The 13068-nt window shown below is 66.4% G+C and carries 14 protein-coding genes; 6 read left to right on the forward strand and 8 right to left on the reverse strand.

The genetic code is table 11. The features are described 5' to 3' along the window. Positions 1–3: 3 nt before the first annotated feature. The 5 genes from CRT60_RS35275 to CRT60_RS35295 form a co-directional block, all read right to left on the reverse strand. Positions 4–693: an ABC transporter permease gene (locus tag CRT60_RS35275; RefSeq protein ID WP_098740967.1), complete on the reverse strand. Its 690-nt coding sequence runs from the start codon at positions 691–693 to the stop codon at positions 4–6. 4 nt (positions 694–697) lie between these two features. Then, on the reverse strand, positions 698–1402 hold the full coding sequence (locus CRT60_RS35280; RefSeq protein WP_098740968.1) for an ABC transporter permease: 705 nt from the start codon (positions 1400–1402) through the stop codon (positions 698–700). Between the two features lie 161 nt (positions 1403–1563). Beyond that, positions 1564–2418 carry a lysine/arginine/ornithine ABC transporter substrate-binding protein gene (locus CRT60_RS35285; RefSeq protein WP_244592921.1) on the reverse strand — a complete coding sequence of 285 codons (855 nt, stop codon included), beginning with the start codon at positions 2416–2418 and terminating at the stop codon, positions 1564–1566. A gap of 86 nt (positions 2419–2504) precedes the next feature. Continuing rightward, positions 2505–3311 carry an ABC transporter ATP-binding protein gene (locus CRT60_RS35290; protein WP_098740970.1) on the reverse strand — a complete coding sequence of 269 codons (807 nt, stop codon included), beginning with the start codon at positions 3309–3311 and terminating at the stop codon, positions 2505–2507. A gap of 137 nt (positions 3312–3448) precedes the next feature. After that, positions 3449–5128 carry a putative transporter gene (locus tag CRT60_RS35295; RefSeq protein ID WP_244592922.1) on the reverse strand — a complete coding sequence of 560 codons (1680 nt, stop codon included), beginning with the start codon at positions 5126–5128 and terminating at the stop codon, positions 3449–3451. A 574-nt stretch (positions 5129–5702) separates the two neighbouring features. On the opposite strand from CRT60_RS35295, the gene ccmA reads away from it, so the two are divergent. Together ccmA and ccmB are read left to right on the forward strand one after the other, a co-directional pair. Beyond that, positions 5703–6395, forward strand: coding sequence for a heme ABC exporter ATP-binding protein CcmA (gene ccmA, locus CRT60_RS35300; RefSeq protein WP_098740971.1), 693 nt, complete (start codon positions 5703–5705; stop codon positions 6393–6395). Then, positions 6392–7057: a heme exporter protein CcmB gene (gene ccmB / locus CRT60_RS35305; protein WP_098740972.1), complete on the forward strand. Its 666-nt coding sequence runs from the start codon at positions 6392–6394 to the stop codon at positions 7055–7057. Before ccmA ends, ccmB begins: the two co-directional genes overlap by 4 nt. An 84-nt stretch (positions 7058–7141) precedes the next feature. Here ccmB and CRT60_RS35310 read toward each other — a convergent pair whose 3' ends face one another. Further along, positions 7142–7717 carry a glutathione peroxidase gene (locus CRT60_RS35310; protein WP_098740973.1) on the reverse strand — a complete coding sequence of 192 codons (576 nt, stop codon included), beginning with the start codon at positions 7715–7717 and terminating at the stop codon, positions 7142–7144. A gap of 371 nt (positions 7718–8088) precedes the next feature. Between CRT60_RS35310 and CRT60_RS35315 the strand changes: the two genes are divergently transcribed. From CRT60_RS35315 to CRT60_RS36370, 4 genes are all read left to right on the forward strand, one after another. Beyond that, positions 8089–8454: a hypothetical protein gene (locus CRT60_RS35315; protein ID WP_244592923.1), complete on the forward strand. Its 366-nt coding sequence runs from the start codon at positions 8089–8091 to the stop codon at positions 8452–8454. A 365-nt stretch (positions 8455–8819) separates the two neighbouring features. Next, positions 8820–9680, forward strand: coding sequence for a flagellar motor stator protein MotA (motA, locus tag CRT60_RS35320; RefSeq protein WP_098740974.1), 861 nt, complete (start codon positions 8820–8822; stop codon positions 9678–9680). A gap of 17 nt (positions 9681–9697) precedes the next feature. Beyond that, on the forward strand, positions 9698–10657 hold the full coding sequence (locus CRT60_RS35325) for a lipid II:glycine glycyltransferase FemX (RefSeq protein ID WP_098740975.1): 960 nt from the start codon (positions 9698–9700) through the stop codon (positions 10655–10657). 121 nt (positions 10658–10778) lie between these two features. Then, positions 10779–10952: a hypothetical protein gene (locus tag CRT60_RS36370; RefSeq protein ID WP_158285610.1), complete on the forward strand. Its 174-nt coding sequence runs from the start codon at positions 10779–10781 to the stop codon at positions 10950–10952. Positions 10953–10996: 44 nt separating this feature from the next. Here the strand turns inward: CRT60_RS36370 and CRT60_RS35330 are convergent, their stop codons facing one another. Both CRT60_RS35330 and CRT60_RS36710 read right to left on the reverse strand, forming a co-directional pair. Beyond that, positions 10997–12379 carry a M23 family metallopeptidase gene (locus tag CRT60_RS35330; RefSeq protein WP_098740976.1) on the reverse strand — a complete coding sequence of 461 codons (1383 nt, stop codon included), beginning with the start codon at positions 12377–12379 and terminating at the stop codon, positions 10997–10999. A gap of 505 nt (positions 12380–12884) precedes the next feature. Then, a partial coding sequence (locus CRT60_RS36710) for a hypothetical protein (RefSeq protein ID WP_204562122.1) occupies positions 12885–13068 on the reverse strand: 184 nt, incomplete at its 5' end.

The following is a 13068-nucleotide window of genomic DNA, read 5'->3' on the forward strand; positions in this document are numbered from 1 at the left end:
TACTTACGCCCGTGCCCGCAGGTAGGGAGTCAGGCGCCATTCGGCGAACTTGATCAGGCGGGTGGCGATGAAGTTCAGCACCAGATAGATCACGCCGGCGACGATGAACAGCTCGAAGACCGCGAAGGTCTGGGCGATCATCCGGCGGGCGATGCCGGTGACCTCCATCAGCGTGATGGTGCTGGCGAGCGAGGTCGCCTTCACCATCAGGATCACTTCGTTGCCGTAGGCCGGCAGCATCTGGCGGATCGCCACCGGCAGCACGATGCGGCGGAAGGCGAGCGCCCGCGACATGCCGCAGGCCCGCGCCGCCTCCACCTGTCCCTGCGGCACCGACAGGATGGCGCCGCGCAGGACCTCGCTGGTGTAGGCGCCGGTGTTCAGTGTCAGCGCCAGGATGGCGCACCAGTAGGGTTCGCGCAGGAAGGGCCAGAGAATGCTGTCGCGGATGAACTCGAACTGGCCGAGCCCGTAATAGACCAGGAAGATCTGCACCAGCAGCGGCGTGCCGCGGAAGACGAAGACATAGGCCGCCGCCAGCGTCTCCACCACGCGGTTGCCCGACAGACGCAGCAATGCCACGCCGAAGGCGACCAGCGCCCCCAGCGCCAGCGATCCGACGATCAGCTGCAGAGTCAGCGTCAGCCCGCCGAGCATGCGGGGCAGGCTGTCCCACATCAATTGCCAGTTCATGGCCTCAGGCCCTCCGGACGCCGCGATTGGCGGAGATTTCGGCACGGTTGAACAGCGCCGTCGAAATGGTGGTCAGCATCAGGTACAGCACGGCGGCGGTGCTGTAGAACAGGAAGGGCTGGCGCGTGGCGCCAGCCGCCAGATGGGTGATGCGCATCAGCTCGGCCAGCGCCGTCACCGACACCAGCGCCGTGTCCTTCAGCGTCAGCTGCCAGACATTGCCGAGGCCGGGCAGGGCGAAGCGCAGCGTCTGCGGCACCAGCACCCGGCGCAGGATCAGCCAGCGGCTCATCCCGCAGGCGCGCGCCGCCTCGATCTGGCCGAAGGGGACCGACTGCACCGCACCGCGGATCACCTCGGTCGAATAGGCGCCGGAGATCAGCCCGACCGCCAGCACGCCGATGGTGAAGGCGTTCAGGTCGACCCGACCGTCATAGCCGAAGGCGGCGGCGATGGAGGTGGCGACCCCGCTGCCGCCGAAGAACAGCAGGTAGATCACCAGCAGCTCGGGGATGCCGCGGACGATGGTGGTGTAGACATCGGCCACGACGTTCAGCGCCAGGGAGTGGCTGAGCTTGGCCGAGGCGCCGAGCGACCCGACGAGGATGCCGAAGGCGAAGGCCGACACGGCGACCGCGACCGTCATCGCGGTGCCCATCAGCAGCTGTCCGCCCCAGCCGTTGGGACCGAAGGAAAGGAGTTCCAGCATTGGCACGCCCGGTAAGGCCCGCCGGGCGCGGCGCGGAGCGCCGGCCGGACGGGGGTCAGCGAACGGAGGTTACTGAACGACTGGCGCCCGGTCGCCGTGAAGGCCGCCGGGCGCCGTACCGATCAGACAGGCGGACCTGGGGTCCGCCTTGCTTCGCCCCCTTACTTGGTGGGCGAGATGTCGTAGCCGAAATGCTGGGTGCTCAGCTTCTTGACGGTGCCGTCCTTCAGCGCTTCGCCGATGGCCTTGTCGAACATCGCCTTCAGGTCGGCGGTGTCCTTGCGCAGGCCGACGCCCATGCCTTCGCCGATCACGCCGCCGATGAAGTTCGGGCCGACGATGACCATCTTGTCCGGCGTGGCCTTCACCACCGCCTCGACGACCGAGCGGTCGCCCAGCATGGCGTCGACGCGGCCGGAGCCCAGGTCGATGCCGGCATTGTCGATCTTGTCGTAGGTGCGCATGGTCACCTTCGGCAGATGCTTGTCCATGAAGTCGGCCTGGATGGTCGACACCTGGACGCCGACCGACTTGCCCTTCAGCGCCTCGGCCAGCTTGTCGAGGACCGGCTTGGCCTTGCCCTGGTCGTTCAGGTCGACGCGGTCGGCGCCGAGGTTCAGCGCCTTGGCCAGCGGCGAACCGATCACGACGGCGAAGACCGACGGCTCGGTGCCGTAGGGGACCGAGAAGTCGATGACCTTCTTCCGCTCGTCGGTGATGGTCATCGCCGACATGATGGCATCGTACTTGCCCTGCTGCAGGGCCGGGATGATGCCGTCCCAATCCTGGGCGACGAACTCGCAGGTGACCTTCATGCGCTTGCACAGGTCGTTGCCGAGGTCGACCTCGAAGCCGGTCAGCTTGCCCGAGGTGTCGGTGGCGTTCCACGGAGGATAGGCGCCCTCGCTGGCGATGCGGACCGTCTTCCATTCCTTCGCACCGGCGGCGCCGGCAGCGGCGACGGCCATCATGGCGCCGAGCGCCAGGGCCGAAACGATCTTCTTCAAGGAACACACTCCTCTGTTCGGTTCGCCCGTTCTTTGGCCCCTGTTGGGAGCCGGGCTGTTTCTGACGGTCCGGTCCTGCCCTCTGCCTCGTCCCCTCACGCCGCGCCGGACAGATGGCGCGAGAGGAACTGCCGCACCCGGTCCGAGTCGGGGTTGGTCAGCACCTTGTCGGGTGACCCCTCCTCCTCGATCCGCCCCTGGTGCAGGAAGACCACCTTGGACGCCACTTCGCGGGCGAAGCCCATCTCGTGCGTCACCAGGATCATCGTGTTGCCTTCGTCCGCCAACTGGCGGATGACGCGCAGGACCTCGCCGACCAGTTCGGGGTCGAGCGCCGAGGTCGGCTCGTCGAACAGCATCACCTTCGGCTGCATGGCGAGCGCGCGCGCGATGGCCGCGCGCTGCTGCTGCCCGCCCGAAAGCTGGACCGGATAGCTGTCGGCCTTCGACAGGATGCCGACCTTGTCCAGCAGCATGCGGGCGCGGTCGACGGCCTCCGCCTTCGGCACGCCCAGCACATGGACCGGCGCCTCGATCACGTTCTGCAGGATGGTCATGTGGGTCCAGAGATTGAAGCTCTGGAACACCATGCCGAGCCGGGTGCGGATGCGCTCCACCTGCCGGGAGTCGGCGGGGACGCTGGCGCCGCCGCGCGTCTTCTTCAGCGCGATGGACTCGCCGCCGATCACCACGCGGCCGTCGTCCGGGATCTCCAGCATGTTGATGCAGCGCAGCAGCGTGCTCTTGCCCGAGCCGGACGAGCCGATCAGCGTGATCACGTCGCCTTCGCGCGCGGTCAGCGACACACCCTTCAGCACCTCCAGCTCGCCGAACCGCTTGTGCAAATCCTCCACGGCGACGGCGGCGGGAGCGGAATCGCTGACGGGCGGATGGCGATGCATGCGGGAGAACCGGCTGGGTTGTGGAGGCTGGCCATGGTCTGACCATTACGGCACAGGCTAGACCGGGGCGCAGGGGTTCCGCAACGCGGATTTCACACGCCGCGCGCGTTGTGCCGCTTGTGTCGGAAAATGGTGCGTTACCACAACAATAGTACCAGAATTTGCGGCCCCAAGATACGCAGGCACATCGCCAGCGGGTAGACGGTGGCATAGGCCAGCGCCGGAGCCTCCGATGCGACCAGTGCGTTGGCATAGGCCAGCCCCGGCGGGTTGGTCTGGGCGCCGGCCAGGACGCCGCAGATGGTCAGGAAGTTCAGCTTCATCAGCCCGCGCGCGACCAGCCCGGTCAGCAGCAGCGGCACCAGCGTCACCAGCACGCCCCACATCATCCAGGGCCATCCGGCGCCGCTGGCCAGCGTGGCGACGAAGCGGTCGCCGGACGCGATGCCCAGCACGGCCAGGAACAGGATGATCCCGATCTCGCGCAGTGCCAAGTTGGCGGCCGGCGGCATGAACCAGACCAGCGGCCCGACATGGCCGATGCGGCCCAGGATCAAGGCGACGATCAGCGGCCCGCCTGCAAGGCCAAGACGCAGAGGTGCCGGCATCCCCGGCAGGAAGATCGGGATGGCGCCCAGCGCTGCGCCCAGCGCGATGCCCAGGAACATCGGGATCATCTCCACCTGCTGCAGCTTGCGGGTGGAGTTGCCGAAGATCTGCCCGACGGCGGCGAGACTGTCCGGCCGGCCGATCACCGTCAGGATGTCGCCGAACTGAAGCTTCAGCGCCGGGGTCGGCACCAGCTCCACACCCGACCGGTTGACCCGGCTGACCACCACGTCATGGGCATCCTGGAGGTTCAGCGTGGCGATCGACTTGCCCAGAACCGCGTTGTTGGTGACGACGATGCGCTCCCATTTCAGGTCGGTGCCCTTGGTGGTCAGCGGCCGGTCGAACTCCTGCCCCAGCAGGGCGCGCACCTGCTCGAGCTTCGGCCGTGGCCCGACCACATGCAGCACGTCGCCCAGCTTCAGGCAGGTCTCGTCATGCGGGACGCAGAGCTTGCCGTCGCACAGCAGGCGCGACGCGACCACCCCTTGACCGCACAGCAGGTCGATGGAGCCGAGCGGCCGGCCGGCGAGCTCCGGATTGCGGACCGCCAGATCCATGGTTTCCAGCGTCGATACCTCGGCCCGGCGGCAGTCCTCGAAGCGGGTGGCCTCCGCCTCCGGGTCGATGCGGAACAGGATGCGGACGGCGGCCATCGACAGCAGGTTGCCGGCGATGCCGAACGGGTAGGTGACGGCGAACGCAAGGCCGGGCAGTGCCATCACTGCCGCGTCGGCGCCCACCTCCGTCAGCACCTGCTGGGTGGCGGCGAGCGCCGGGGCGTTGGTCACCGCACCGGCGAACACGCCCAGAGAGGAGCCCAGCGACAGCGCCCCCGACGACACCAGCACCGCGGTCAGCAGGATGCTCGATCCCACCATCAGCAGGGCCAGCCCGTTCAGCGCCAGCCCGGTCCGCCGGAGTGCGGCGAAGAAGCCGGGACCGACCTGGATGCCGATGGTGTAGACGAACAGGATCAGGCCGAAGTCGCGGATGAAGTCCATCATCTCCGGATTGAAGGCAATGCCCGCCTCCTTGGCGATGTGGCCGCCGGCGATGCCGGAGAACAGCACGCCGCCGATGCCGAGCCCGACACCGCGTATCTTGATATGGCCGAGCGCCACGCCCGCCGCCGAGACGAGACCGAGCATGAACACCACCCGCGCGATCGGCGGCATGGCCTGGAGGATGTCTGCGAAGGCGGACATGGGACAACTCGCTTCCTGAACACATTTGGGCAGACGCCGCCGCAATCGCGGAGATACCCGAAGGGGTGCGGCGATCCCCGTTCGAGCGGGGGCATGACAGCGCCACGATGCGTCAGGACAGCGGTCAAGGCGTTGATTCAGAACAAGCGTCCGGCCTTTAGCCGTGACAATACCGGCACCCGGCGCTGCGGCGCACGCATGGGAGCGCAGCGCTGCGGAGACCGTGGTGCGTCATCGGGTAGCATCCAATTCCTCGAACTCCATCCAAATTTTGCCACTTTCTTCCCTTACACGATAATCCAAGCAACCGGCCCCAGAGGTCGCGCGCATCGGCGTTCCCCCTAGCGCCATCGCTGCGACGAACGAAGCCGTTCCACAAGGTATCGACCGGCCGGACCCGGCCGGACGCAAGGCCATCGCGAGAACCCCCTCGCGGTGGCCTTTTCTTTTGTCCCGCATCCGTTGAACCGCTGCATCCGTTGATCTGCCATGGCGACCCGCATTCTCGCTCCGGCTTTCCCGCCGCCTTGTGCTATAGCAGCGCCTCCCTCAACCGGAAGCGCGACCCGTCACCATGCCCGTCTTCGCCGGATCAGAGCTGACCTGCCTGCGTGGCGACCGTCTGGTTTTCACCGGGTTGGAGTTCAGCATCGCCCCCGGCGGCGCGCTGGTTCTGCTCGGTCCCAACGGCAGCGGCAAGTCCAGCCTGCTGCGGGTGATGGCCGGGCTGCTGAAGCCGCTGCGCGGCACGCTGGGCTGGGACGGGGTGTCGGTCGCCGACGACCCGGATGCCCACCGGGCGAAGGTGCAGTATGTCGGCCATCTCGACGCGGTGAAGCCGGTGCTGACGGCGGCGGAGAACCTTGCCTTCTGGGCGGCGCTGGCCGGGGCCGCCGATCCCGCTGCCAATGCGAGGGCCGCACTCGACCGGCTTGGGGTGTCGCATATCGCCGGGGTGCCGGGCCGTTACCTGTCGGCCGGTCAGAAGCGCCGGCTGAACCTGGCGCGGCTTCTGGCCGCACCGGCGACCTTGTGGCTGCTGGACGAACCGACCGTGGCGCTCGACCGCGCCGCCATCGCCCTGTTCGAGGGGCTGATCGCCGAACATCGGGCTCAGGGCGGCATGGTGGTGCTGTCCACCCACACCGACATCGCCACCCCCGGCGGCGAGGACCTGCATCTGGACGAGTTCGCCCCCTACGCCGACGAAGAGGCCGGCGATGAGGATGTGGGCGACGGGTATGAGGAAGAAGGGGCCGGGCCATGAGCCGTTTCCTGCGCCTTGTCGCGCGTGACCTGCGGCTGGCGTTGCGCCAGGGCTCGGACGCCACCATCGCCGTCATGTTCTTCGTGCTGTGCGTGGTGCTGTTCCCCTTCGGTGTCGGTCCGGAGCCGAACATCCTGGCCCGCATCGCCGCCGGCGTGATCTGGGTGGCGGCGCTGCTCGCCTCGCTGCTGTCGCTGGAGCGTCTGTTCCAGACCGATTACGAGGACGGCTCGCTGGAGCTTCTGTCGCTGTCTCCCCTGCCGCTGGAGGCCGCGGTGCTGGCGAAGACGCTGGCCCATTGGCTGGTCACCGGCGTGCCGCTGATCGTCGCCGCCCCGCTGCTGGCCGTCCTGCTGAACATGGATGCGCAGGGGTTCGGCGTGCTGGTGCTGACCCTGACGCTGGGCACGCCGATCCTCAGCCTGATCGGTGCCATCGGGGCGGCGCTGACTTTGGGCGCGCGGCGTGGCGGCGTTCTGCTGTCGCTGCTGATCCTGCCGCTCTACATTCCCGTGCTGATCTTCGGTGCCGGCGCCATCGACGCGGCGATCAACGGGCTGACCCCGCGTCCGCACTTGCTGCTGCTTGCCGGCATCCTTGCCGCCGCCCTGCCGCTCGCCCCTTGGGCGGGCGCCGCGGCGCTGCGGCAGGCGGTGGAGTAGGGCAGGGGCAATAGCTTTATATCTGACGATCGGATTCACGCTTCAAATCGATTCCGATTTTACGCGATCCGATCTAAGGCGCCGCTACGACTTCGGCGCCTTCTCCGGCAGCAGCGTCTCGATTGCCGCGCGCACCTTGTCCGACTCGGGGTCGGTCATGGTGGAGAACCAGGACACCAGCTTGCCGTCCGGCCCTACCAGATATTTGTGGAAATTCCAGCGCGGCTTGGCGAGGAAGCCCAGCTCGTCCGCCGCCCAGCGGTAGAAGGGGTGGGCGCTGTCGCCCGACACCACCGTCTTGTCCGCCATCGGAAAGTCGATGCTGTAGTTGACCTCGCAGAAATCCTTGATCTGGTTGGCGTTCCCCGGTTCCTGTCCGCCGAAGTCATCGGACGGCACGCCGACCACCACCAGACCGCGGTCGCGGTAACGCTGCCACAGCGCCTCCAGCCCCTTGTATTGCGGGGTGAAGCCGCATTGCGAGGCGGTGTTGACCACCAGGATCGCCTTGCCCTCGAACTGCGACAGCGGCAGCGGCTTGCCGTCGATGCTCTGGAAGGTGAAATCGTAAGCGCTGCTTGCGGCCATGGCGCTGGCGCCTCCCATCATGGAAAGGACTGCCGCCATGGCGACGGTGCGAAGTCTGGTTCGGACGGTCATCGGCGCGGCTCGGTGGGTGGGGTGGCGGTTGGGATGAGGTCATCCTTACTCATACGATGCCTGATACGAGCCCCGGTGCCCATCGGATCATGACGGCGCCATCCGACTGCGCGCATCATCCGGTCTAACCCCTTCGGACGGGTAGCGGCGGCGGCCGTCGATCAACAGCTTCATGAGGAAGGATGCACGGCAACCTCCCGCCGCCGTCTCTTCACCCAATCCCGTCCATCGCACAGCGCTCAAAAATGTCCCACCCGGTCGAGCTTCAGCCTGAGCATAAGCGTTTATCCCATCGAAATGGGTATGTGGCCGTCCGCCCGGTGTCCGCGCTTCCCGTTGCCGATGCAAGCCCATTCCAGGAGAACAGGTCGATGAACGCCGGAGCCGCCATGCAGGATCTCCAGATGCCGCGAACGGCGATGCGCCGGGCTGCCCGTGCCGCGGCGAAGGCCGCCGGTGTCGCCGGAACGATGTTGCTGCTCGGTGCCGCGCTGTCCGCGCCGTCGCTTGCCGACCCGGGCGAGCATGGCCGCGGCCATGGCTGGGGCCACCACAAGAAGCATCACCATGATGACCGTCCGGTCGTCATCTATGGCGCGCCGCCGCCGGTGGTCATGGTGCCTGCCCCGCCGCCGCGCGTCATCTATGCGCCGTCCTACGCGCCGCCCCCGGTCATTTATGCCCCGCCGCCTCCGCAGCCGGGCGTCAGCGTTCAGATGAACATTCCGCTTCGATAACGTACTGTGCTTTTCGAGCGCCCCGGCTGACCGGTCCATCCGGTCGCTGGGGCGTTGCGCTGTCGGTCCGCCCGACTGGGGCTGTGACCATCCTGTGCTTTTCCGTCGCCCCCCGACTGTGCATTTGCCCTCCTGGGTAAGGGGCTCAGCGACCCGTTCACCGTCCCTCCTCCCTGTACCCGTTGAAAACCCTTACTCCTCAGTCCTTTCGTGACAGGGCACTCCTGCACCGGTTAGGATCGCGCGGCCTGTCGCGAAGGCGGTAGGCCGTTCGGGTGATTCACGGAAACTCAACCGATGTCCGGCCATCTGTCCGCCGGGAGCATCTTGCGGCCCGTGGTCGGTATGGGGAGGGGAAAGACCGAATGTTCGTGATGATCGGCTTCGGCATCGTGATCTTCAGTGTGTTCGGTGGCTACATCCTGGGCGGTGGCCACATGGGTGTGCTGTGGATGCCGTTCGAGTTCATGATCATCCTGGGTTCCGGCGCCGGCGCCTTCTTCATCGCCAATCCAAAATCGGTGGTCACCCACACGGGCAAAGAACTGGGCCACCTGTTCAAAGGCCCGAAATACAAGAAGGAGGACTTCCTGGAGGTCCTCACCATGATGTACCAGGTCTTCAAGATCGCGAAGACCAAGGGCCTGCTGGCGCTTGAACAGCACATCGAAAAGCCGGAGGACTCGCCGCTCTTCCAGCAGTTCCCGAAATTCTACGGCGACCATCATGCCATCGCCTTCCTCTGTACCTATCTCCGCCTGATGTCGCTCGGCGCGGACAATCCGCATGAGCTGGTCGACCTGATGGACGAGGACATCGAGACGATGCACCACGAACACCAGCGCATCGCCGATGCCATCCAGGCGGTGGCCGACGCCGTGCCGGCGCTTGGCATCGTGGCGGCGGTGCTGGGCGTGATTCACACCATGGGCTCGATCACCGAGCCGCCGGAAGTGCTGGGCAAGCTGATCGGCGGCGCGCTGGTCGGCACCTTCACCGGCATTCTGGTCGCCTACGGCTTCCTCGCGCCCATCGCCAGCGGCCTCAAGAACGTCTATCACGCCGAGGGCAAGTACTATCAGGCGATGAAGACCGGCCTGATCGCGCATTTGTCCGGCTATGCGCCCGCCATTTCGGTGGAATACGCCCGCAACGTACTGGAACCGGAATACCGCCCGACCTTCGCCCAGGTGGAAGAGGCGACCTCCGCCCTGCCGCCGGCCTGATCCTTCGGAAGACGCCGATGCCGGACATCGACATCGCCTGGAACGAGGGCACCGTCGGCGATTGGGATGCGCTGTTCGCCCGCGTTCCCCGCTCCACCCTGCTGCAGAGCTTCGCCTATGGCCGCGCCATGGGCCGCAGCTATGGTCATGTGCCGCGCCTGGGCGTGATCCGTCGCGATGGCGAGCCGATCGGCCTCGTCCAGACGCTCGACCGCCGCATGCTGAAGCTGTTCCACGACCGGCAATGCTACCGCGGACCGCTGTGGCTGGACGGCACGATCCCCGATGCCGGCACGCTGGAGACGGTGTTCCGCCTGTTGCGCCGCGCCTGTCCTGGCCATCCTCTCAGCCGAGCCAACCTGCTGCCCGAACTCCCGGCCGGACCGGAGAACGAGGCGCTGCTCGCCCGCTGTGGCTTCCGCAAAATCGGCCCCGGCTATCGGACCGTCTGGCTCGATCTGACCCGGAACGAGGAGGCGATGCACGCCGGTCTTGCCCGCGACTGGCGCAAGCGTCTGCGCGGGGCCGAAAAGGCCGGCCTCGTCCTCGACGTCGACTGGAAGGCCGACAATCTGCCCTGGCTGATGAAGCGGGAGCATGACCAGGCGCGCGAGAAGGGATTCCGCGCCATGACCGGGCCGCTGGCGGTCCGTCTGCGCAACGCCATGGTCAAAGGCGGCGGCCGCAACGACGGGGCGTTGATGATCACGGCGCTGGACGGCAGCACGCCGGCCGCCTGCTGGCTGTTCTTCCGCCATGGCGTCTGCGCCACCAGTCAGATCAGCTGGGCCAGCGAGGCGGGGCGCAAGAACGGCGCAACGCGGCTGGTGCTGTGGAGGGCGATGCAGGAGTTGAAGCGGCGCGGCGTCCGCGCTCTCGACCTCGGCGGTATCAACCCGGACATCGCCCCCGGCGTCACCGAGTTCAAGCTCGGCACCGGCGGCGAGGCCGTGGAGACCGTCGGCCAGTATCGCTGATATGGTTTATCGCTGATGCGCTTTGCCTGATGATGACCGCAGAGGTTCCAGCTATCCTTACCTGCGTGCCGACACGACAGCTCTTCTGCACGGGCCATTTCTTCCGCATGGGATATCCGCCATGTCAGACCTTGAACCCCTGAAGCCCGGCGAAGCCGATGTCGCCATCGAACGCGCCATGCAGCAGCGGCCGAAGGCGATGATCATTCGCGACAGGTTGCAAAAGATGCTGGAGAACGAGGACACCGCCCGCCAGTTCGTCGGCGCCATCCGCAACATGATGAACAAGGAATAGGCGCACCGGCGATCCTCGCCGCCGGTGCGCGGTTCATCGGCAGGTCAGCAGCTGCTGGCCTTGTTGCAGCCCTTCTCCTCGGCCGATGCCGGGGCCGGGGTCCGGGCAAGCTGCATGCCGCTGCGGCTGTCTTCGAACATTTTCTCGATCGACCGCCGGGCCTGCTGGAAGGCCTGAAGTTCCCGCCCGTCCAGCTTCTCACCGGTCGGCAGATCGACGGAGCGCGGGTTCACCTGATGCCCGGCCTTCAGCACCTCGTAATGCAGGTGCGGTCCGGTGGAGCGGCCGGTGGTGCCGACATAGCCGATGATGTCGCCCTGATCGACCCGCGCGCCGCGGCTGATCGATTTGGCGAAGCGGCTCATATGGGCGTAAGCGGTGGAGATCTCGGTGTTGTGGCGGATACGGACATAGTTGCCGTAGGAACTGCTGCGTTCCGCGATCTCGATGGTGCCGCGGCCGGCGGCATAGATCGGCGTCCCGTTCGGCGCTCCGAAATCCACCCCCTTGTGCATCTTGCTGAAGCCCAGGATCGGGTGGTGCCGCATGCCGAAGCCCGACGTGATGCGGGCGCCGTCGATGGGCGTGCGCAGCAGGGCGCGGCGGATGCTCTCGCCGTCGCCATTGTAATAGTCGACACGTCCGTCGCGGGTCTTGAAGCGGTAGATCGGCATGTCGTCGCCGCTCAGCGTCAGCGAAGCGTACAGCAGTTCACCCTCGCCGGCCTGGGTGCCCTCGGCGGTGACCAGCTTCTCATACAGGATCTCGAAACGGTCGCCCGGCTGCAGGTCGCGCTGGAAATCCACGTCGTAGGAGAAGTTCTGGATGAAGGCCATCATGACCGAGATCGGAACCCCGGCCTGCGCGCCCGCCTCGAACAGGCTGGAGCGGATGACACCCTGCGCCGCCACTGGTTTGCGGGTCACCGGCTTTTCGGTCTGGCTGGAGGTGAAGCCGGCATCGCCCTTGCGCGCAATCGATACCGAGCGCAGCGGATCGGGGGCGAACTCGAACCCGACGAACTTGCGGGCACCGCCGCGGCGCGGTTCGAACAGGACTGTCACGTGTTGGCCGACCTGCAGGCGGCGCGGATTATAGACCTCGCGCAAAGCGGCGATGGCATCGTGCGCATCGTTGGTCGGGACGTTGGCGGTTGCCAGCAGGTCCATCAGCGTGTCGCCGCGGCCGATGGACAGGGTGCGCCGGTCGACCGGTCCGGTGGCCGGACCGTCATCCGCTGCATCGTCCTTGGACTCCGTGGCGCTCTCCGCACCGGTGTTTGGCTTCACCGCCGGCTTATAGGCATGGGGAGCCCGGCCATTCGGCGCATCGGCGTTGCGCGCGACGACAGTCGCAGGCGTCAGCGCACCGGCCGTGATGATGGCAAGCAAGGCGAGCGTGGGAAGGCGGGAGAGCCTCGAACGCACCGTCGTCCTCCTCCTGTAACCCCTGGGGCCGCCCAGCAGGCCGTCGGCGATGGCCATCACCGAAGGTGTTAAGCCTATAGATCGGACGATGCTGGACCGATCCGACCCTGTCAACCGACACAAGACCGCAGGGGGTGAGCCCAACGGGAACACCATGGTCCCAATGGGTTATACTATCGATTGGCGTGCACGGACTGAGCCGGCCACGCCGCGGTTGGTGGGTCGTTCCCTTACACTGAATCCAGTGCAGGCTCCGGTGAAAAACGAACCGTCAGGAAATTTTCATCGAAAAGCAAAAAAGCGCTTGCGTGGTTTGAGGGAGGGCGCCTATAAACCGCTCCACCGACGGCGGGGCGCTGATTGAGGCGCGGCGGCGGCGGCAGAAACGGATAAAGAAAACAGCAGCTTAGCTGTTTAATCTTCCGGCTTCGACCGAAATTCTCCGGTCACTCCGATCCGATCCTCTCAAGAAGAGGATGCGGAAGAGCGACCGGTGCGACGCGTCTCAGCGTTGCGGGTTCATTGACAAGTTAATACCGTGTTGTGAGAAGGGATGCGCAGGCGGCGGCAGTTGGTAGCCGTTGCGGCCTTGGGGTGTTGGGTTCCTAAGGGGATCGGCACAATCGAGGATCGTCTGTGCATCTTTTGAGCAGAGAAACTGTATCAGTATCGACGTTTCAGGAGATCGC

This window comes from Azospirillum palustre, from assembly GCF_002573965.1.
GTDB lineage: Bacteria > Pseudomonadota > Alphaproteobacteria > Azospirillales > Azospirillaceae > Azospirillum > Azospirillum palustre.

What these genes read in the sequence shown, in the direction of transcription:
- CRT60_RS35280 (WP_098740968.1), bottom strand. Translation starts at nt 1,402, where the DNA reads ATGCTGGAACTCCTTTCCTTCGGTCCCAACGGCTGGGGCGGACAGCTG.
- CRT60_RS35325 (WP_098740975.1), top strand. Translation starts at nt 9,698, where the DNA reads ATGCCGGACATCGACATCGCCTGGAACGAGGGCACCGTCGGCGATTGG.
- CRT60_RS35315 (WP_244592923.1), top strand. Translation starts at nt 8,089, where the DNA reads ATGAACGCCGGAGCCGCCATGCAGGATCTCCAGATGCCGCGAACGGCG.
- motA (WP_098740974.1), top strand. Translation starts at nt 8,820, where the DNA reads ATGTTCGTGATGATCGGCTTCGGCATCGTGATCTTCAGTGTGTTCGGT.
- CRT60_RS36370 (WP_158285610.1), top strand. Translation starts at nt 10,779, where the DNA reads ATGTCAGACCTTGAACCCCTGAAGCCCGGCGAAGCCGATGTCGCCATC.
- ccmB (WP_098740972.1), top strand. Translation starts at nt 6,392, where the DNA reads ATGAGCCGTTTCCTGCGCCTTGTCGCGCGTGACCTGCGGCTGGCGTTG.
- CRT60_RS35275 (WP_098740967.1), bottom strand. Translation starts at nt 693, where the DNA reads ATGAACTGGCAATTGATGTGGGACAGCCTGCCCCGCATGCTCGGCGGG.
- ccmA (WP_098740971.1), top strand. Translation starts at nt 5,703, where the DNA reads ATGCCCGTCTTCGCCGGATCAGAGCTGACCTGCCTGCGTGGCGACCGT.
- CRT60_RS35290 (WP_098740970.1), bottom strand. Translation starts at nt 3,311, where the DNA reads ATGCATCGCCATCCGCCCGTCAGCGATTCCGCTCCCGCCGCCGTCGCC.
- CRT60_RS35310 (WP_098740973.1), bottom strand. Translation starts at nt 7,717, where the DNA reads ATGACCGTCCGAACCAGACTTCGCACCGTCGCCATGGCGGCAGTCCTT.
- CRT60_RS35295 (WP_244592922.1), bottom strand. Translation starts at nt 5,128, where the DNA reads ATGTCCGCCTTCGCAGACATCCTCCAGGCCATGCCGCCGATCGCGCGG.